The organism is Luteimonas sp. WGS1318, assembly GCF_043187535.1.
Lineage (GTDB): Bacteria > Pseudomonadota > Gammaproteobacteria > Xanthomonadales > Xanthomonadaceae > Luteimonas.
The window spans coordinates 3,383,288-3,402,353 of sequence record NZ_CP171131.1 but is presented as its reverse complement, the minus strand read 5'-3'; the positions used below and the strand labels follow the sequence as shown (position 1 = coordinate 3,402,353).

17 protein-coding genes are annotated in these 19,066 nt (G+C 71.3%); 13 read left to right on the top strand and 4 right to left on the bottom strand.

Translation table 11 applies throughout. From position 1 onward, the window contains the following. Positions 1 to 12 precede the first annotated feature (12 nt). From ACF3M1_RS15445 to ACF3M1_RS15425, 5 genes are all read left to right on the top strand, one after another. On the top strand, positions 13 to 723 hold the full coding sequence (locus ACF3M1_RS15445) for a YceI family protein (RefSeq protein WP_394002130.1): 711 nt from the start codon (positions 13 to 15) through the stop codon (positions 721 to 723). A gap of 163 nt (positions 724 to 886) precedes the next feature. Next, positions 887 to 1,597: a pirin family protein gene (locus tag ACF3M1_RS15440; protein WP_394002128.1), complete on the top strand. Its 711-nt coding sequence runs from the start codon at positions 887 to 889 to the stop codon at positions 1,595 to 1,597. Positions 1,598 to 1,735: 138 nt separating this feature from the next. Continuing rightward, positions 1,736 to 1,936: a zinc-finger domain-containing protein gene (locus ACF3M1_RS15435; RefSeq protein WP_096209733.1), complete on the top strand. Its 201-nt coding sequence runs from the start codon at positions 1,736 to 1,738 to the stop codon at positions 1,934 to 1,936. 25 nt (positions 1,937 to 1,961) lie between these two features. Next, the gene (locus tag ACF3M1_RS15430; RefSeq protein ID WP_394002125.1) at positions 1,962 to 3,077 is read left to right on the top strand and encodes a glycosyltransferase; all 1,116 of its coding nucleotides are present in this window, start codon (positions 1,962 to 1,964) and stop codon (positions 3,075 to 3,077) included. Beyond that, the gene (locus ACF3M1_RS15425; protein WP_394002123.1) at positions 3,052 to 4,407 is read left to right on the top strand and encodes an O-antigen ligase family protein; all 1,356 of its coding nucleotides are present in this window, start codon (positions 3,052 to 3,054) and stop codon (positions 4,405 to 4,407) included. The genes ACF3M1_RS15430 and ACF3M1_RS15425 overlap by 26 nt, the downstream gene beginning before the upstream one ends. Positions 4,408 to 4,827: 420 nt before the next feature. Here ACF3M1_RS15425 and lpxL read toward each other — a convergent pair whose 3' ends face one another. Continuing rightward, positions 4,828 to 5,739, bottom strand: a complete 912-nt coding sequence (gene lpxL, locus ACF3M1_RS15420) for an LpxL/LpxP family Kdo(2)-lipid IV(A) lauroyl/palmitoleoyl acyltransferase (protein WP_394002121.1) — start codon at positions 5,737 to 5,739, stop codon at positions 4,828 to 4,830. A gap of 103 nt (positions 5,740 to 5,842) precedes the next feature. Here lpxL and waaA point away from each other — a divergent pair, with 103 nt between their 5' ends. Beyond that, positions 5,843 to 7,180 (top strand): lipid IV(A) 3-deoxy-D-manno-octulosonic acid transferase, encoded by a 1,338-nt coding sequence (gene waaA / locus ACF3M1_RS15415; protein WP_394005295.1) that lies wholly within the window; start codon positions 5,843 to 5,845, stop codon positions 7,178 to 7,180. Between the two features lie 12 nt (positions 7,181 to 7,192). On the opposite strand, the gene ACF3M1_RS15410 is transcribed toward waaA, so the two are convergent. The 3 genes from ACF3M1_RS15410 to ACF3M1_RS15400 form a co-directional block, all read right to left on the bottom strand. Then, positions 7,193 to 8,560, bottom strand: coding sequence for a TolC family outer membrane protein (locus tag ACF3M1_RS15410; RefSeq protein ID WP_394002119.1), 1,368 nt, complete (start codon positions 8,558 to 8,560; stop codon positions 7,193 to 7,195). A 20-nt stretch (positions 8,561 to 8,580) separates the two neighbouring features. Further along, on the bottom strand, positions 8,581 to 9,243 hold the full coding sequence (locus ACF3M1_RS15405) for a protein-L-isoaspartate O-methyltransferase (RefSeq protein WP_394002117.1): 663 nt from the start codon (positions 9,241 to 9,243) through the stop codon (positions 8,581 to 8,583). 147 nt (positions 9,244 to 9,390) lie between these two features. Next, entirely contained in the window at positions 9,391 to 10,077 is a 687-nt protein-coding gene (locus ACF3M1_RS15400; RefSeq protein WP_394002115.1) for a TetR/AcrR family transcriptional regulator, read from the bottom strand. A gap of 74 nt (positions 10,078 to 10,151) precedes the next feature. On the opposite strand from ACF3M1_RS15400, the gene ACF3M1_RS15395 reads away from it, so the two are divergent. The 7 genes from ACF3M1_RS15395 to ACF3M1_RS15365 all read left to right on the top strand — a co-directional run bounded on the left by ACF3M1_RS15395 (position 10,152) and on the right by ACF3M1_RS15365 (position 19,056). Then, positions 10,152 to 11,300 carry an efflux RND transporter periplasmic adaptor subunit gene (locus tag ACF3M1_RS15395; protein WP_394002113.1) on the top strand — a complete coding sequence of 383 codons (1,149 nt, stop codon included), beginning with the start codon at positions 10,152 to 10,154 and terminating at the stop codon, positions 11,298 to 11,300. Positions 11,301 to 11,472: 172 nt separating this feature from the next. Then, positions 11,473 to 14,691 (top strand): efflux RND transporter permease subunit, encoded by a 3,219-nt coding sequence (locus ACF3M1_RS15390; protein WP_394002111.1) that lies wholly within the window; start codon positions 11,473 to 11,475, stop codon positions 14,689 to 14,691. 47 nt (positions 14,692 to 14,738) lie between these two features. Continuing rightward, entirely contained in the window at positions 14,739 to 15,404 is a 666-nt protein-coding gene (locus tag ACF3M1_RS15385) for a thermostable hemolysin (protein WP_394002109.1), read from the top strand. Further along, positions 15,401 to 16,888 carry an AMP-binding protein gene (locus tag ACF3M1_RS15380; protein ID WP_394002107.1) on the top strand — a complete coding sequence of 496 codons (1,488 nt, stop codon included), beginning with the start codon at positions 15,401 to 15,403 and terminating at the stop codon, positions 16,886 to 16,888. Before ACF3M1_RS15385 ends, ACF3M1_RS15380 begins: the two co-directional genes overlap by 4 nt. Beyond that, positions 16,885 to 17,565, top strand: a complete 681-nt coding sequence (locus ACF3M1_RS15375) for a TenA family transcriptional regulator (protein ID WP_394002105.1) — start codon at positions 16,885 to 16,887, stop codon at positions 17,563 to 17,565. Before ACF3M1_RS15380 ends, ACF3M1_RS15375 begins: the two co-directional genes overlap by 4 nt. Beyond that, the gene (locus ACF3M1_RS15370) at positions 17,565 to 18,410 is read left to right on the top strand and encodes an SDR family oxidoreductase (RefSeq protein ID WP_394002103.1); all 846 of its coding nucleotides are present in this window, start codon (positions 17,565 to 17,567) and stop codon (positions 18,408 to 18,410) included. Before ACF3M1_RS15375 ends, ACF3M1_RS15370 begins: the two co-directional genes overlap by 1 nt. After that, positions 18,391 to 19,056, top strand: coding sequence for a type IV pilus biogenesis/stability protein PilW (locus ACF3M1_RS15365; RefSeq protein ID WP_394002102.1), 666 nt, complete (start codon positions 18,391 to 18,393; stop codon positions 19,054 to 19,056). Before ACF3M1_RS15370 ends, ACF3M1_RS15365 begins: the two co-directional genes overlap by 20 nt. Positions 19,057 to 19,066 lie beyond the last annotated feature (10 nt).

The following is a 19,066-nucleotide window of genomic DNA, read 5'->3' as shown; positions in this document are numbered from 1 at the left end:
GGAGTTCCTCCCATGCGCACACCCCGTCTGCTGCTGCTCCCGCTCGCCGCCGCCATCGCTCTCGCCGCCTGCGCGCAGCAGGACAACGCTCCGGCCGGTACCACCGAATCGGCCGCCGCCGCGCCCGCGGTCGAAGCGCCGGTCGGCCCCGACGCCGCGGCCACGCCGGTGACCGGCGTCTCGGGCACCTACATCCTCGACCCCAAGCACACCGACGTGATCGCGCAGTGGAGCCATTTCGGCTTCTCCAACCCGATCGCGCACTTCGGCGAGGTCGATGGCCGCATCGTCTACGACGCCGACAACGTCGCCAATTCCTCGGTCGAGGTCACGCTGCCGCTGTCGGGCCTGAACTCGCATGTCGGCGATTTCGACGACCACCTGCGCAGCGCCGATTTCTTCGACGCGGCCCGGTTCCCGAACGCGACCTTCCGCAGCACCGCGGTGGAAAGCGCGGGCACCAATCGGCTCCGGGTCACCGGTGACCTGACGATCAAGGACATCACCCGTCCGGTCGTGCTCGACGTCACCATCAACAAATTCGGCGAGCAGCCGATGGCCAAGCGTCCGGCCGCGGGCTTCGATGCGGTCGCGCAGATCAAGCGCAGCGACTTCGGCGTGGGCGCGTATGCGCCGAACGTCAGCGACGAGGTCGAGCTGCGCATCACCACCGAGGCGGTGGTCGCGGAAGACGCGGCACCGGCGGCCACCCAGGCCGAGTGACATCGGCCGCCGCCACGCGCGGCGGCCACGCGGGCCCGGTTCACCGGCGCCCTGCATCGGCGCCGCACCGTGCGGCGTCGCGTCCGATCCCGCCACTCCGGCGGGATCGTTCCGTCGGCGGCCTGCGTCGCAGCCCGCCGGATCCGTTCAAGCGAGGTGCGCCATGAAACTCCATCGTCCGGCCGACGCACGCGGCCAGGTCCGCACCGACTGGCTCGACAGCCGGCACACCTTCTCGTTCGGCCATTTTCACGACCCCGACTGGATGGGGTTCGGCGCGCTGCGCGTGATCAACGAAGACCGCGTCGCGCCCGGCGCGGGCTTTCCGACGCATGGCCACGCCAACATGGAAATCCTCAGCTACGTGCTCGATGGCGCGCTCGCGCACAAGGACGACAGCGGCGGTGCCGGCATCCTGCAAGCCGGCGAGGTGCAGTGGATGGGCGCCGGGCACGGCATCGAACACAGCGAGTTCAATGCCTCGGCCGACGCGCCGGTGCATTTCCTGCAGATCTGGATCCAGCCCGACCGCGTCAATCTGCCGCCAGGGCACGCCCAGCGCGCCTTCGATGGCCAGGACCGGCGCGGCCGGTGGGTGACGCTGGTCTCCCCTGACGGCCGGGACGGCAGCCTCGCGATCCGCCAGCAGGCCACGCTGCAGGGCACGTGGCTCGCCGCCGGCGACCGGGTCGAGGCGCGCCTGCTCGCCGATCGCCGCTACTGGCTGCAGGTCGCGCGCGGCGCGGTGGACGTGGATGGCCAGCGTCTGCAGGCCGGCGACGGGCTGGGCTGGGTGGACGAAGCGACCTCGCTGGTTCTCGAGGGCGTCGATACCGACGCGGCCGACATCCTGTTGTTCACGCTGCCGCGCTGAGGCTGCCGCGTCCGTCGATACCGGGATCCGTGTCGTGATCACGGCTGCAGGCCGAGCGCGCAGCGGCGTCGCCCGCCGACGGGGTCCCGGCGGGCACGCTAGAATGGCGCCCTCCCACGTTCGATCGACGCCGCCGACATGACCGCAGCCCCCGTCCAGCCGACGCAAGCCAACGCCGCGAAGCAGTACGAGGTGCGTCGCGCCGATCTGCCGCTGAGCTGCCCGCTGCCGTCGATGGCGCTGTGGAATTCGCACCCGCGCGTCTACCTGCCGATCGAGGCCGAGGGCGGCCAGTCCGACTGCCCGTACTGCGGCGCCCATTTCGTCCTCGTCGACTGAGCGCGCCCGCGCGCGCCGCGGCCCCGTGCGCCGCCCGCTGACCGTCGTCCAGTTGCTGCCGGCGCTGTCGTCCGGCGGCGTCGAACGCTCCACGATCGAAATCTCGGCGGCCCTGGTCGCAGCCGGGCACCGGGCAATCGTGGTCTCGGCCGGCGGCCGGCTCGAACCCGCCCTGCGTGCCACGGGCGCCGAGCACGTCACGCTCGACATCGGTGCGAAGCGCCCCTGGGTGCTGTGCCACGTGTCCGCGCTGCGGCGCCTGTTCGCGGACGTGGACATCGTGCATGCGCGCTCGCGGGTGCCGGCCTGGCTCGGCTGGCTCGCGCTGCGCCGGATGCCGGCCGCGACCCGGCCGCACTTCGTCACCACGATGCACGGGCTCAATTCGCCGTCGCGCTACAGCGCGATCATGGCGCGCGGCGAGCGCGTGATCTGCGTGTCGAACACGGTGCGCGATTACCTGCTGCGGCATTACCCGCGAACCGATCCGACGTGCCTGCGGGTGATTCCGCGCGGGATCGATCCGGCGCAGTTCCCACCGGCGCCGCAGCCCGATCGCGCGGCACGTGAGCGCGTGGCGTCACAACACCCGGCGCTCGGCGGCGACGGTCCGTTGCTGCTGCTGCCCGGGCGCGGCACGCGGCTGAAGGGCCACGGCGATGCGCTGGCGCTGCTCGCCGCGCTGCGCGCCGACGGCCTTGATGCGCGGCTGTGGATGCCCGGCGCGCGCGAGGCCGGGCGCGAGGCCTACATCGCCGGTCTCGAACGCGAGGCCGAGGCGCTCGGCTGCGCCCAGGCGCTGGCGATCACCGCGCCGACGTCGGCGATCGCCCAGGCCTATGCCGCGAGTGATCTGGTGCTGCAGCTCTCGTGCAAGCCGGAAGCCTTCGGCCGCACGGTCGTCGAAGCGCTGGCGTCGGCACGGCCGGTGCTCGGCTGGGCGCATGGTGGCGCCGGCGAACTGCTGGCCGAACTGCAGCCCGATGGCGCCGTCGCGCCGTTCGACAGCACCGCGCTGGCACAGGCGGCGCGCGCGCTGCTCGCGCGACCGCCGGTGCGAGCCGGTACGATGCCCTACACCTTGCGCGCCATGCAGGATGCAACGCTTGCGGTCTATGACGAATTCGACGACGACAACTGAGCCGACGGGCGACGTGCGCACGCCGCACACCGTGGGCTGGCGCTGGGCACCGCACTGGGTGCTCGCGTTCGTGATCCTGTGGCCCGCGCCCGGCTACGCCGAGGGCGTGATGGTGCTCGGCGCGCTCGCTGCGATCGTATTGCTGCTGCGCGCGCGCTTCCGTGGTGGCGCCGCGTTGCTGAGCCCGGCCGCCTGGGCGCTGAGCAGCGTGCTGTTCTTCGCGTACTGGATGCCGCAGTTGCTGTCGGCGTTCGATTCCGTCGATCTCGGCCGCGCGCTGCGCGAGGCGCTGGTGGACCTGCGCTATCTGCCGTTCCTGTGGCTGGTGGCTTCGTCGGTCGCCACCCGCCGTGCGCGCCGCACCACGCTCGGTGGACTGGCGATCATCGTCGCGGTATGGACGCTCGATGCGCTGGCCGAAGTGGTTGTGGGCACCAGCCCGCTGTTCTTCGGCATCGACCAGCTCAAGCAGCTGATCAGCAACCGGCCGATGTGCACGCTCGAGCAGCTGGCGTACGTGGACCGCGTGGGCGGCGTGCTCGGGCCCTGCAACCTCAAGTTGGGCATCGTGCTGGCCAGCCTGTCGCCGTTCGCGCTGTACGCCGCCGGGCGCCGCTTCGGCGCTGCGGGCTGGATCCTGTCGGCCGCGGCGGTCGGCGTGGTGCTGCTGTTCGCCGGCTCGCGCGCGTCGTGGCTGACCTATGCGCTGGTGCTGCTGTTCTCGGGCTGGCGCCTGCTCGGCTGGAAACGGCTGCTGGCGGTATTCGCCGGCGGCGTGGTGATCGCCGCCGTGGTCACGCTGCTGTCGCCGCAGGTGCGCGAGCGCGTGGAGCGTACGGTCATGGGCTTGTCGGCGGACCAGGAACAGGTCGACACCGCCCTGTCGGGCCGCGCCCGGATCTGGGAGGCCGCGGCGTGCATGGTGCGCGAGAACCCGATCAACGGCGTCGGCGCGCGTGGCTTCCGCGAGGCGTTTGCGGGCTGCGATCCGCAGGCCGGACAGATCGCCGCCTGGGGCGACGGCCCCGCGCTGCACGCGCACCAGATCGTGCTCGAGGTCGCCAGCGAGACCGGTGTGATCGGACTGCTGTTGTGGCTGGCCGGCGTGGCGCTGGCCTGGCGCGCATGGCGGTTCGCCGCGCCGGAGGCCCGTGACCGCGCCCGCCCGGCGATGCTGGCGCTGGCGGTGACGGTATTCCCGCTCAACACCCATCTGGCGTTCTATTCGACGTTCTGGGGTGGCTTCACGCTGCTGCTGTGCGCGCTGTACGCCGGTAGCCTGCTGGCCCGCGACGAGCCGCCGCCCGCACCGCGCGCGGCGATCTGGTAATTCGGCGTACGCATCGCCGCAATGCATGCGCGTGCCCCTCGCCGGATGCCTGGCGATGTGCGTCGTGGCGTGCGCCGAGCCTGCTTCGAAGGGCCTCGTCTATGGACTCTTCGATAACGGCCAGCACCGGGTCGCGGTCTTCGAGAGGTTCGGGGACAACGGTGAGGATGCTGTCTCGCCGCCGCGATGATCGACGTGGACCCGGCGCAGGCGCCAGCTGGGGGCAGGCGGCGGCCGCACGCCCGACACAGGGGCATTCATGCCGCTGGCCCGATATCGCGCGCGCGAACCCCGGTATCCACTGCGCGCTGATCCGAATGCGCGGACCTCACCTTTGCACGCTGTGCGGATCAGTCCGTCCGGCATCTGGCGGCACCCGCGACGATCGCACACGCGCAATCCGTTGGCTCGCCCGGCAGCTCAGTCGTACAGCGCGACGCCGTCCGGCTGCCGCTTGAACCGGCGGTGGATCCACAGGTACTGGTCGGGCGCCGCGCGGGCCATCGCTTCGATTCCTGCCATCACCGTTGCGGTATCCCGCGTCGCCTCGTCGGTCGGATACGGGTCGAGCGCCGGCGACAGCGTCAGCGTGTAGCCACCATCCTCGCGCCGGCGGTGACCGAACAGCACGACCGCCGCGCCCGACATCCGCGCGAGCTGATGGGTCGAGGTCAGGCTGTGCGCCGGGCGGCCGAAGAACGGCACGTAGACCGCATCGCCGCCGCTGGGGTCCTGGTCGGGCGCGTACCACAGCAGGCCGCCGCGCTTGAGATGACGCACGGTGCCGCGCACGTCGCGCTTGGGAAACATCGCCGCCGCATAGCGTTCGCGGCCGCGGCGTACGGCCCATTCCATCGCGGCCTCGGTGTGCGGGCGGTACATGCCGGCCAGCGGGACGTGGTCGCACATCAGCCGCCCGCAGACTTCGAGCGTGGTGAAGTGGCCGGAGACCACGATGACGCCGCGGCCCCCGGCGCGCGCGGCCTCGATGTGCTCCAGGCCTTCGACCACGAGCCCGCGGCGCAGCGGGGCGACCGAGCCCCACCACGCGCGGCCGAATTCGAACAGACCGATCCCCAGCGAATGGAAATGCGCACGCAGCAGGACGGCGCGTGCGTCCGCGTCGAGTTCCGGAAGACAGAGTTCGAGATTGCGCGCGGCGATGCGCCGACGGCCGGACAGGGCGTGCCGCAGCACATCGCCCAGCGCGCGACCGAGCGCGCGCTGCAACGGCCAGGGCAGGCGCGCGGCCAGCGCCATCAGGCCGATGCCGCACCAGGCGGGCCAGTGGCGGGGCGCGAGCGGCGGACGGGGTGTCGAAGGCGCGGACATCGACCCATTGTAGAGCGCGTGCGCGGAGGCCCGGCCACGCGTGGCATCGCGCCCGGCGTGCATGCCGTGTCTGCCGGCGCAGGGCTTCCGCTATCCTGTCGCGATGCCGCCCGACTTTTCCGAACGACTGCTGCGCGGCCTGTATTCGGCGCTGCTGGTGGTGCTCGCGCCGGTCACGGTGTATCACCTGATCTGGCGCGGCTTCCGCCAGCCGGCGTACTTCCAGCGCTGGAACGAGCGCTACGGCTTCTACGGTGTCGAGCCGCGACAGACCCCGGTCTGGGTGCATGCGGTGTCGGTCGGCGAGGTCAACGCGGCTGCGCCGCTGATCAATGCGCTGCTAGCGCGCGATCCGGCGCGGCGCCTGCTGGTCACCACGATCACGCCGACCGGCTCCGAGCGCGTGCGCGCGCTCTGGGGCAACCGGGTCGAGCACGTCTATCTGCCGTATGACCTCTCGGGCGCGGTGCGCCGCTTCCTCGCGCACTTCCGCCCCGGGATCGGCCTGATCGTCGAAACCGAGCTGTGGCCGAACCTGCTGTTCTGCTGCCGCGACGCAGGCATCCCGACCGCCATCGTCAACGCCCGGCTGTCGGCCCGTTCGCTGCGCGGCTACCGCGTGCTGCGTCCGCTGGTCGGCCGCGCGCTGCGCACGGTCGACACGGTGGCCACGCAGTCGTCCGACGACGGCCGCCGCTTCGTCAAGCTCGGCGCGCTGCGCGAACGCGTGTTCGACACCGGCAACCTCAAGTACGACATCACGATCGACGAGGCCGCGGTCGCGGCGCTGTCGGCGGAGTTCGTTGCGCGCGCGGGCACGCGGCCCGTATGGATTGCGGCGAGCACGCATCCGGGCGAGGAAGCGATCGTCATCGACCTGCATCGGCGGCTGCGCACGCGCTGGCCGGACCTGCTGCTGATCTGGGCGCCGCGGCATCCCGAACGCTTCCGCGGCGCGGCGCAACTCGCGGTCGAGGCCGGCTGGCGCGTCGCCACGCGCGCGATGACCACGTGGCCCGATGCCGGCGACGACGTCTTCGTGCTCGACACGCTGGGTGAGCTGGGCGCGTTCTTCGCGTGCGCCGATGTGGCCTTCGTCGGCGGCAGCCTGCAGGACATCGGCGGCCACAACCTGCTCGAGCCGGCGGCGGTCGGCGTGCCTGTGGTTACCGGCCCGCACCTGCAGAACTTCACCGACATCGCGCGTCAGCTGGGCAAGGCCGGCGCGCTGCGGATCGGCGCCGACGCCGATGCGGTGCACGAGCACCTCGCCCAGTTGCTTGGGGACGCCGACGCGCGGGCCGCGATGGCCGAGGCCGGTCGCGCCCTGGTCGAAGCCGGTCGCGGCGCGTTGCAGCGCACGCTGGCGCTGATCGAAGACGACCTGCCGGCGCCGGATACGACAACGGCGCGGATCCGATCCGCGCCGTTCGGGGTCTGACACCGCGGACGCTTACTGCGGCGGCGGGTTCGTCTCGCCGGTGCCGGTGCCGGTGGCCGCGCCGACGCTGTTGACGTCGACGGTCAGCTGACGGTTGACGTCCTGCAGGTTGCCGATGTCGAGCGTGCCGGCGGCCTGTTCCAGCAGCAGACGGCTCTGCAGGAAGTTGTACTTGGCGAACGCGTACTGCTGGCGCGCCGAGAACAGGTTCTGCTGGTTGATCAGCACGTCGATGACCGTGCGCGTGCCGACTTCCAGGCCGACCTGCGAGGCCTCGTACGCGCTGTTGGCCGACACCAGCGCCAGGCGACGTGCCTCGACCTCGGTGATGCCCGCGACGAGGCCCTGATAGGCGTTGCGCGTGTTGCGCTCGATCGCACGACGCTGCGCCTCGTACTGGTCGGCGGTGATGTCGCGCTGGGCGATCGACTGGCGCACGCGCGACTGGGTGATGCCGCCGGTGAAGATCGGCACATTGAGCGTGATGCCGATGCTGTTGGACTCGCCCTGGCGTCCGATCGACCCGAGATTCTGTTGGCCCCAGGTGTCGCTCTTGCCGTAGCTCGCGCCCAGGTCCAGCGTGGGCAGATGGGCGGACTTCGCCGCGGCTACGCCGTATTCGGAGGCGGTGACCTGGTAGCGCAGCGCCTGCAGCTGCGGGTTCTGGCCCAGCGCAGTCGCCACCCAGGCCTCGGCGTCGCGGCCTTCGGGCAGCTCCGGCGTGAAGTCGTCCGGCAGGCCGCGCAGATCGCGGATCTCCGAGCCGGTGATCTCGGCCAGCGCCTGGTAGGCATCCTGCAGCGCGTTGCGCTGGACGATCGTGTTCGCGCGGGCGCCGTCGTACTGCGCCCGCGCTTCGTGCACGTCGGTGATCGGTGCCAGGCCCACTTCGAGGCGCCTGTCGGCGAAATCGAACTGGCGCCGGAACGCGGCCTCGGCGGCCTCGGCGGCGGCCAGGGTCTCGGTGGCGATCAGCACGTCGAAGTACGCGGCCGCGGTGCGCGTGATCAGCGCATCGTTGTCGGCATCGAGCTGGAAGTCCGCTGCCGTGCTCAGCGCCCGCTGCGAGCGCAGCGTCGAGATCTGGCCCCAGTCGAACAGCACCTGGTTGGCGCTGACGCCGTAGCTGCGCGTGCGGGCGCGGCCCGAGACGCCGGCCGCACGGCTGTCTGTCAACGACGCATTGCCGCCGATCTGCGGCAGCAACGCACCGCGGGCCTGCACCGCGCCTTCGCGGGTCGACAGGCGCTGCGATTCGGCGATCGACAGCGTGGGATCGTTGGTGCGGGCCAGTTCGTAGGTCTGGACGAGGTCGGCGGCCAGCAGCGGGCTGGACGTGAGCGCCAGCGCGAGCGACAGGAACAGGGGGCGGCGGAACATCGGGAGATCCTTGGGAACGATCAGAAGGAGAAGTGCGGCACCGGAGCGGCGCCCGCGAGATATGCGAGTTCGGTTTCGAACAACGATTCGATGCGCGGCGCGTTGACGTCGTCGCCTGCGCGCGTGGCCAGCACCGCTTCCATCGCCGGTGCGACGCCGCGGACGATGAACATCCGGCCGCCGGGACGCAGCCACTCGAGGAAGCCCACGGGCACCGTGTCGACGGCACCACCGACGCAGATCGCATCGAAGCGGCGATCGGTGGTCCAGGCGAACGCGTCGGCGGCGATCACATCGACATTGGCCATGCCCTGCGCCATCAGGCGGTCGCGCGCGGCATCGGCGAGGTCGGCATGCCGTTCCAGCGACACGACGTCGCGCGCCAGGTAGCCCAGGCACGCGGCGAGATAGCCGCTGCCGGTGCCGATCTGCAGCACGCTCTCGCCCTGTTCCAGGCCCAGGGCCTGCAGCGCGCGGCCTTCGACCACCGGCTTGAGCATGGTCTCGCCATGGCCGAGCGGCAGTTCGAGGTCGGCATAGGCCAGCGCCCGGTGCGCATCGGCGACGAACGCCTCGCGCGGCACGCGCGCAATCGTCTCGAGCACGCGCGGGTCGAGCACGTCCCAGGGCCGGACCTGTTGTTCCACCATCGCCGCGCGGGCCTTGGCGTAGTCGATCGTCATCGTTGCGGTTTCCTTCGTTCGCCAGCGCGCAATTCTAGCGGTCGCCGGCCGGGTCATCATCGCGGGGGCATTTCGGTTCACGCAGTGCCGGAAGTCACCGGCACCGACGGCATGCAGGGGACGGCGGCGGGCAGCGGTCCACGCCGGTCAGCGGCCGGAGCGGTCGCGCCCGTAAGCCCGCAGGAACATCGTCACCGAGGCCTCGAGGTGCGCGCGTCGCTGTGCGGCGCAGTCGCCGGCACCGTCGCAGTCGAACACCATGCGCTGGTGCAGGTCGCCCTTGAGCAGCACGAAGAACTGCGCGGCAGCGGTGTCCACGCCGGCGTCTTCGATCTCCAAGTCGCCGGTTTCGATGCGCCGGCGCAGCAACGCCGCGAAGGCGGCCTGCACGCGCACCGGGCCGCTCTGCCAGAACCGCTGGGCCAGGCGTTTCTCGACCATCTGCGGGGTGCACAGCAGGCGGTGGCCGGCGATCGCCTCGGGCGAGCCGACCATCGTGAAGAAGGCCTCGGCCACCTCGATCAGGCGCTGGCGGATCGCCGTGTCCGGTGCGGGCTCGAACACCGACGCGGGCATCTGCTGCTCGCAATAGGCGGCCGCGGCCTCGGTGAACAGTGTGTCCTTGTCGCCGAAATGGCTGTAGACGGTGAGCTTGGACACCCCGGCCTCGGCCGCGATCTGGTCCATGCTGACGCCTTCGTAGCCCTGCTGCAGAAACATGCGTTCGGCGGCTTCGAGGATCGCGGCCCGCTTGACGAGGTCCTTGGGGCGACCCGGTCCCGCGGTACGCGATTCCAGGGGCACGTCGGCAACAGGGGCGGGGCGGCTGCTCATTCGCCTAATACTATACCAATCAGTTCTGAAAATATACGATACGCGCCCGTATCCCCATTCCCTGGACGGTCGCCATGCGCCGCCTGACTCCGTTTCGTCCCACCCGCCGCGCGTTGCCGCTGCTCCTCGCCTGCGCGCTGGCGCTGGCGGCCTGCGCCGACCGCAGTGCGCCCGAGCCGGCGCCGCGTCCTGTCCTCGTGACCACGCCCACTGCGGCGGACGGTCAGGGTGGCGCCACGTTTCCGGGCGAGATCCGGGCGCGCGAGGAGAGCGCACTCGCATTCCAGGTCGGCGGCCAGCTGATCCGGCGCGATGTCGATGCCGGCGTGCACGTACGCCGTGGCCAGGTGCTGGCGGAGATCGATCCCGGCGACCTGCGGCTGCAGCAGCAGTCGGCGCAGGCGCAGGTCGCCTCGGCCGAAGCGGAGTACGCCCGCGCCCGCACCGACCGCGCGCGCTATGCCGCGCTCGTCGACGAGCAGCTGATCAGCCGCTCGCAGATGGACGCCCAGGACGCGGCCTACAAAGCCGCCCAGTCGCAGCTGCGTGCCGCGCGCGCGCAGGCCGATGTCGCCGGCAATCAGGCGGGTTACACGCAGCTGCAGGCGCCGCGCGACGGGGTCATCGCCAGCCGAGAGGCCGAAGCCGGGCAGGTGGTCGCGGCGGGGCAGACGATCTTCATGCTGGCCGGCGACGGTGGCCGCGAAGTGGCGATCGCGCTGCCCGAATCGCAGATCGCCACGTTCGCGATCGGCCAGCCGGCGGAGGTCGAACTGTGGAACCGCCCGGGCGTGCGCGTGCCGGGCACGATCCGCGAGATCGCCGCGGCCGCCGACCCGCAGGTGCGCACCTACGCCGCGCGCGTCGCGCTCGCCGACGATGCGGTCGAGGGGCTCGAGCTCGGCCAGAGCGCGCGCGTGCATCTCGCCGCGGCGCGTGCGTCCACCGACCTGCAGGTGCCGCTGACCGCGATCCAGCCCGGCGCCGATGGCGGCAAGGCGGTCTGGGTCGTCGACCGGGACGGTGGCACCTTGCGCTCGGTGCCGGTCGAGACCGGTGCCTACGGCGCGCGCAGCGTCCCCGTGCTGTCCGGTCTCGCACCCGATGCGCTGGTGGTCGCCGCCGGCGGGCACCTGCTGCGCGAAGGCCAGCGGGTGACGCCGGTCGACCGCGAAAACCGGCCTGTGCAACTGCAGGCGGCGAAGCCGGCGGCAGTGAAATGACGGGCGTCGTCATCGCGAGCCGGTCCCGTACGGGGCGAACGCGCGTCCCGCGCCTGCCGGGGACGATGGGGGGTGACCTGCATCCGCCGCGACGTGTTCGCAGGAGCGCGCGCTCGCGCGATGAAGCGTTGCCGGTCGAGCCCGCGCGCGCGCGCCGACGGGCAGTCAGCCGATGAGCCGCTTCAACCTGTCCGAATGGGCGCTCGGCAACCGCACGCTGGTGCTCTACGTGATGCTGGTCGTCGCGGTGGCCGGCATCTTCTCCTACGGCCGGCTCGGCCAGTCCGAGGATCCGCCGTTCACCTTCAAGGCGATGGTGATCCAGACCCAGTGGCCGGGCGCGACCGCCGAGCAGGTCTCGCGCCAGGTCACCGAGCGCATCGAGCGCACGCTGATGGAGACCGGCGACTACGAGTTCGTGAGTTCGTATTCGCGCCCGGGTGAATCGCAGATCGTGTTCCACGCGCGCGACGACATGCGCTCGGCCGAAATTCCCGCGCTCTGGTACCAGGTGCGCAAGAAGGTCGGCGATCTGCGTCCGCAGCTGCCGCAGGACATCGTCGGCCCGTTCTTCAACGACGAATTCGGCGACACCTTCGGCAACATCTACGCGCTGACCGGCGAAGGCTTCGACTACGCGATCAAGAAGGACTACGCCGACCGCATCCAGCGCGAGCTGCAGCAGGTGCCCGATGTCGGCAAGGTCGAGCTTGTCGGCCTGCAGGACGAGAAGGTCTGGATCGAGGTCAGCAACACGCGGCTGGCGACACTGGGCGTGTCGATGGCCCAGGTGCAGCAGGCGCTGGCCGAACAGAACGCGATCGCGTCGGCCGGGTTCTACGAGACCGACGACGCGCGCGTGCAGCTGCGCGTGGACGGCGCGTTCGAATCCGTGGAGGCGATCCGGGCGTTCCCGATCCGCGCCGGCGACCGCACCGTGCGTCTGGGCGACATCGCGAGCGTCGAGCGCGGCTTCGCCGACCCGGCCGCGCCGCGTATGCGTTTCATGGGCGAGGACGCGATCGGCATCGCGGTGGCGATGCACGACGGCGGCGACATCCTCGCGCTCGGGCGCACGCTCGAACGCGAGTTCGCGCGCCTGCAGGAGACGCTGCCTGCCGGCATGCAGCTGCGCCAGGTCTCCGACCAGCCACGCGCGGTGCGCGATTCGGTCGGCGAGTTCGTCACCGTGCTCGCCGAGGCGGTGATCATCGTGCTGCTGGTCAGCTTCGTCTCGCTGGGCTTCCGCACCGGCCTGGTGGTCGCGGTGTCGATCCCGCTGGTGCTGGCGATGACCTTCATCGCGATGGACCAGTTCGGCATCGGCCTGCACAAGATCTCGCTCGGCGCCCTGGTGCTCGCGCTCGGCCTGATGGTCGACGACGCGATCATCGCGGTGGAGATGATGGCCATCCGCATGGAGCAGGGCGACAGCCGGCTCGCGGCGGCGAGTTATGCGTGGACCCACACCGCGTTCCCGATGCTCACCGGCACCCTGGTCACTGCGGCCGGCTTCCTGCCGATCGCGACCGCGGCATCGAGCACCGGCGAGTACACACGCTCGCTGTTCGAGGTGGTGACGATCGCGTTGGTGGTGTCGTGGATCGCCGCGGTGCTGTTCATTCCGCTGCTCGGCGAGAAGATGCTGCCCGATCTGGCGAATCCGCAGCCTCCGAAGCCCGGTTCCCTGCCCGCGCGCTGGAGCGCGACGCGCATGCGCGCGGCCGATCGCTGGCCTGCGTTCGCCTTCGCGCTGGCGCCGAAGGCGCCGCACACGCACGACCACGATCCCTACCAGCGGCCGTTCTACCGGCGCTTCCGCACGTGGTTGCACTGGTCGCTGACCCATCGCTGGCTGGTGATCGGCGCGACCGCGGCGATGCTGGTCGCGTCGCTGCTGCTGTTCCGCTTCGTGCCGCAGCAGTTCTTCCCCGACTCGACGCGGCTGGAGCTGATGGTCGATGTCGAACTGGCCGAGGGCAGCTCGCTGCGCGCGACCGAGGCCGCCGCCGCGCGACTCGATGCGCTGCTCGACGGGCGCGACGGCATCGACTATCGCGTGGCGTACGTGGGCAGCGGATCGCCGCGGTTCTATCTGCCGCTGGACCAGAAGCTGCCGCAGGCCAACTTCGCCCAGTTCGTGGTCACCACCACCGATGTCGCCGCGCGCGAGCGCGTGCGCGCCTGGCTGATCGACGAGGTCGCGCCGACGTTCCCCGAGCTGCAGGTGCGTGTGACACGGCTGGAGACCGGGCCGCCGGTCGGCTACCCGGTGCAGCTGCGCGTCTCCGGCGAACACGTCGAGCGGGTGCGCGAAATCGCCCAGTCGATCGCCGAGCGCGTGCGCGAGAACCCCAACGTCGCCAACGTCAACCTCGACTGGGACGAACCCAGCCGCATCGTGCGCCTGGTCGTCGACCAGGACCGCGCGCGCGTGTTCGGCTTGAGTTCGCAGCAGCTCGCGCAGTTCCTGTCGAGTTCGCTGTCGGGCATGCAGGTCAGCACCTACCGCGAAGGCAACGAGCTGATCGGCATCGTCATGCGCGGGCCCGAGGACGAACGTGGCCAGCTCGACATGCTCGCCAGCCTGTCGGTGCCCACGCCGAGCGGGCAGGCCGTGCCGCTCGGCCAGGTGGCGCGGCTGGAATCGACGTTCGAGGACGGCATCATCTGGCACCGCGACCGGTTGCCGACCGTGACGGTGCGTGCCGACATCCGCGGCGACGTCACCGCGCCAACCGTGGTCGGCCAGATCCTGCCGACGCTCGACGGCATCCGTGAATCGATGCCCGACGGCTACCGGTTGGAGACCGGCGGCACGGTCGAGGATTCGGGCAAAGGCCAGGATTCGATCAAGGCCGGCCTGCCGCTGTTCCTGTTCGTCGTCGTGTCGCTGCTGATGCTGCAGCTGCGCAGCTTTTCCCGCGCGGCACTGGTGCTGCTGACCGCGCCGCTGGGCATGATCGGCGTGACCCTGTTCCTGCTGGTGTTCCGCGTGCCGTTCGGCTTCGTCGCGATGCTCGGCACGATCGCGCTGGCGGGCATGATCATGCGCAACTCGATCATCCTGGTCGACCAGATCGAACAGGACATCGCCGCCGGTCACGCGCGCTGGGACGCGGTGGTCGATGCGACGGTGCGGCGTTTCCGCCCGATCGTGCTGACCGCCGCGGCGGCGATCCTGGCGATGATCCCGCTGTCGCGCAGCGTGTTCTTCGGGCCGATGGCGGTGGCGATCATGGGCGGTCTGACGGTCGCGACGCTGCTGACGCTGATCTTTCTGCCTGCGCTCTATGCCGCGTGGTTCCGCGTGCGCGAGGACGAACGCGGCGCGCAGGATGAACGCCGCGTGGCCGGAACAAGCGAGGGCGCAGCAGGAACGAAGTCCTAACAACGGGCTAATCGGGGCTTAATCGTGCGGCCACAGCATGCCGCGCCATGGACACCGCTTCCGCCCGCATCACCACCCGCCTGCCGCGGCCCTGGGCCCAATGCCGCGTCGTCGAACCCGACGCGGTGGACCGCGCCGAGGTCGAGGCCTTCATCGCCCACGTCTATCTCGCGCGCTACGGCGCGCGGCTGTGCGGGTTTCTGCCACACCTGCTCGCGTTCCGCGATGCCGACGGCCGCCTGCTGGCAGCGGTGGGCCTGCGCACCGGCAGCGACGGCGCGTTGTTCGTCGAGCAGTACCTCGATGCCCCGGCGGAATCCGTGGTCGCGGATTCGGTCGGGCGCGGCGTGCTGCGCAGCGAACTGGTCGAGGTCGGCAATCTCGCCGCGCTGTCGGCCGGCGATGCCCGCGCGCTGATCGTGCACCTCACCGGCGCGCTGCATGCGTCCGGCCTGCGCTGGGTGCTGTTCACCGCCACGCGCCAGTTGCGCAACGCCTTCGACCGCCTGCACCTGGCGACCGTGGTGCTGGCCGATGCCGATCGGTCACGCGTGCACGATGACGGCACCGACTGGGGCCGCTACTACGAGGTGCAGCCGCAGGTGCTGTTCGGCGATCTCGCCGCCGGCTACGCGTTCCTGCAGGCGCGGGCGACGCCCGAGGTCGCGCCCTGGCACGGCATGACGGCGACCTGCGTCGGGGTGCCGGCATGAGCGACTTCGCCGACCTGCTCGACAGCCTGGCGCATGCGCCCTCACGCGTGCTGACCGCCGATGGCGCATTCGATGCGCCCACGCTGCGCGCCCGTGCGCTGGCGATTGCCGATGCGCTGCAGGCGCGCGGGGCGCGTGTCGTCGCCAGCCGGCTCGACAACGGGCCCGACTGGCTGGCCCTGGATCTCGCGCTGCGCGCGCGTGGCCTCGTGCACGCGCCGCTGCCCACGTTCTTCAGCGCCGCGCAGACCGCGCATGCGCTCGCGCGCAGTGGCGCCGACCTGCTGGTGCTGGCGCATGCCACGCCGCCGATACCGGATACCGTGCCGCTGCTGCCGGGTCTGCGTGTCCGCGTGCTGGAGAGCGCAGGCGCGTCGATGCCCGCGGGCACGGCCTGCATCACGTTCACGTCCGGCACCACCGGCCAGCCCAAGGGCGTGTGCATCGCCGACGACGCGCTGCTGACCGTCGCCAACGCACTGGTGGAGGCTGCGCGTCCGCTCGCGCCGGCGCGGCACCTGTGCCTGATGCCGCTGTCGACGCTGCTGGAGAACATCTCCGGCCTCTACGGTGCATTGCTGTCGGGCGCCGACATCGCGGTGCCGCCGCTCGCCGAGATCGGGTACAGCGGCGCGGCCGGACTGGACGTCGGGCGGCTGCTCACTTGCTTGCACCGCTACGCGCCGCACAGCCTGATCGTATTTCCGCAGCTGTTGCTGGCCCTGGTCACCGCGGCCGAACAGGGCGTCACGTTGCCGGCCTCGCTGCGTTTCGTCGCAGTGGGCGGCGGACGCGTCGGGCCTGCGCTGCTGGCGCGGGCCGACGCGCTCGGACTTCCGGTGTTCGAAGGTTACGGCCTGAGCGAATGCGTGTCGGTGGTCGCGCTCAACCGGCCCGGCGCGGTGCGTGCGGGCAGTGTCGGGCGGCCGTTGCCGCATGCGCGGGTGTCGGTGGTCGACGGCGAACTGCACGTCGCCGGCGTGCGCTGCCTGTCGTATCTGGGCGAGTACGCACAGCCGCCGGGCGCCATCGCCACCGGCGATCTGGGCCACGTCGACGACGACGGTTTCGTCCACGTCACCGGCCGCCGCAAGCACATGTTCATCACCGCGTTCGGTCGCAACGTCTCGCCCGAATGGGTGGAGAGCGAACTGCTGCAACACCCGCTGTTCACGCAGGCGATCGTGCTCGGTGAGGCGCGGCCGTTCAATGTCGCGGTCGCCTGGCTGCACCAGCCCGATGCCGATGCCGCGACCGTGCAACGTGCCCTCGATGCGGTCAACGCCGGGTTGCCGGACTACGCACGCGTCGCCCGCGTGATCCGTGCCGACCGCCCCTTCGCCGCCGCCGACGGCCTGCTCACCGACAACGGCCGGCCACGGCGCGACGCGATCGCGCACGCCTACGCCGATGCCATCGCACGCGTCTACGACGACGCCAGCGTCTTCCCTGATTCCGCCCCCACACAGGAACTGCCCGCATGACTTTCCACGACCGCCTGCTGGCCGAGACCGCCGATGCACGCGCCACACTCGTCACCCTGCCGATCATCCAGCGCGCCCTCACCGGCGACATCGCGCGCGAGACCTACGTCGATTTCCTGACCCAGGCCTATCACCACGTGCGCCACACCGTGCCGCTGCTGATGGCCTGCGGCGCGCGCCTGCCGGCGCGGCTGGAATGGCTGCGCACCGCGATCGGCGAATACATCGAGGAGGAGATGGGGCACCAGGACTGGATCCTCGACGACATCGCCGCCTGCGGCGCCGATCGCGCGGCCGCGGCGGCATCGGAGCCGTCGCTGGCGACCGAGCTGATGGTCGCCTACGCCTACGACATCATCGCGCGTGGTAATCCGGTGGGTTTCTTCGGCATGGTGCTGGTGCTCGAAGGCACCAGCGTCGCGCTGGCCACGCGCGCGGCCACCAGCATCGAGGTCGCGCTGGACCTGCCGCGCAACGCCTTCACCTACCTGTTGTCGCACGGCGATCTGGACGTGGAACACGCCGGGTTTTTCGAAGGCCTGATGAACCGCCTCGACGATCCCGACGACCAGGCGGCGGTGATCCACGCCGCGCGCCGCTTCTACCTGCTGTACGGCAACGTGTTCCGCAGCCTGCAGATGCCCGCCCTCGACGTGCGTCATGCGGAGGCCGCGTGATGGACCTCGAAGGCAGAACCGTCGTGCTGACCGGCGCCACCGGTGGCATCGGCGCGGCGATGGTGGCAGCACTGGTTGCGCGTGGGGCGCATGTGCTGGCGGTCGCGCGGCATCCGGAGCGGTTGAACGCGCTGGCGCGCCGCCATCCCGCCGGCGCGGTCACGCCGTTCGCCGCCGATCTCACCGACGCCATCGATCGCGCTGCGCTGTTCACCCATGCGCGCAGGCTGCTGCCGGCACCGTCGGTGCTGGTGCTCGCCCACGCGCGGCCCGCATTCGGCCTGTTCGCCGCGCAGGGCGACGACGAGTTCGACGCGCTGGTGCGCACCAACCTCACCGCGCCGATGCAGTTGATCCGCTGCCTGTTGCCGGTGTTGCAGACCCACACCCAGGCGGCCGTGGTCGCGATCGGCTCGACGTTCGGCAGCCTTGCGTTCCCCGGCTTCTCGGCCTACAGCGCCAGCAAGTTCGGCCTGCGCGGTCTGATCGAAGGGCTCGGCCGTGAACACGCCGACGGCCCGGTGCGCTTTCAGTACCTCGCCCCGCGCGCGACGAAGACGCCGTTCAACGCGCCGGCCGTCGATGCCCTGAACCAGGCGCTGGGTACGCACGTCGACGCGCCCGAGCCCGTCGCCGAGACCCTGGTGCGCGCGATCGAACGTGGCACCCGGCGGCGTCAGCTCGGCTGGCCCGAGGCGCTGTTCGCACGCCTCAACGGGCTGCTGCCGGCTTTGATCGACCGCAGCCTCGCGCGGCAACTCCCGCTGATCCGCCTCCACGCCGGCGGTGCCACCGCCGCCACCACCCCGTCCCAGGAGCACCGCCATGATCCGCTTCCGCTCTGACCGCCTCGCCGCCGCCCTGCTCGCCGCCTGCCTGGCCGTGCCGGCGTTCGCCTCGGCCGCCGAACCTGCCGCGCCCGTCGTCGTTGTCCGCGACCAGTGGGCCCAGGCGGCATACGTCACCCCGAAGGCCCAACGCGAGGCGGCGCTCGCGACGCTCGCCAGCCAATCCGAAGCGCTGATTGCCGCGCGACCGCGCGATCCCGATGCGCTGATCTGGGACGGCATCGTCCGCTCCAGCCTCGCCGGCGAGCGCGGCGGATTGGGCGCGCTTTCTCTCGTGAAGCAGGCGCGGCGCGATTTCGAAGCCGCGATCGCGCTCGACGACGCCGCGCTCGGTGGCGCCGCGCACACCAGTCTCGGCGCGCTGTACTACCAGGTGCCGGGCTGGCCGGTCGGCTTCGGCGACGACGCCAAGGCGCGCGAGCACCTGCAGCGCGCACTCGCGATCGACGCCGGCGACATCGACGCCAACTATTTCTATGGCGACTTCCTCCGCGACCAGGGCGACTGGGCCGGCGCCGCGGCGGCGTTCGAGAAGGCGATCGCCGCGCCGGCGCGCCCCGGACGCGATGTCGCCGACCGGGGCCGCCGCGCCGAGGCCACGCGCAAGCTCGCGGAGGTGCGCCAGCACCTTGCCAGCCGCTGAGCGCCGCCAC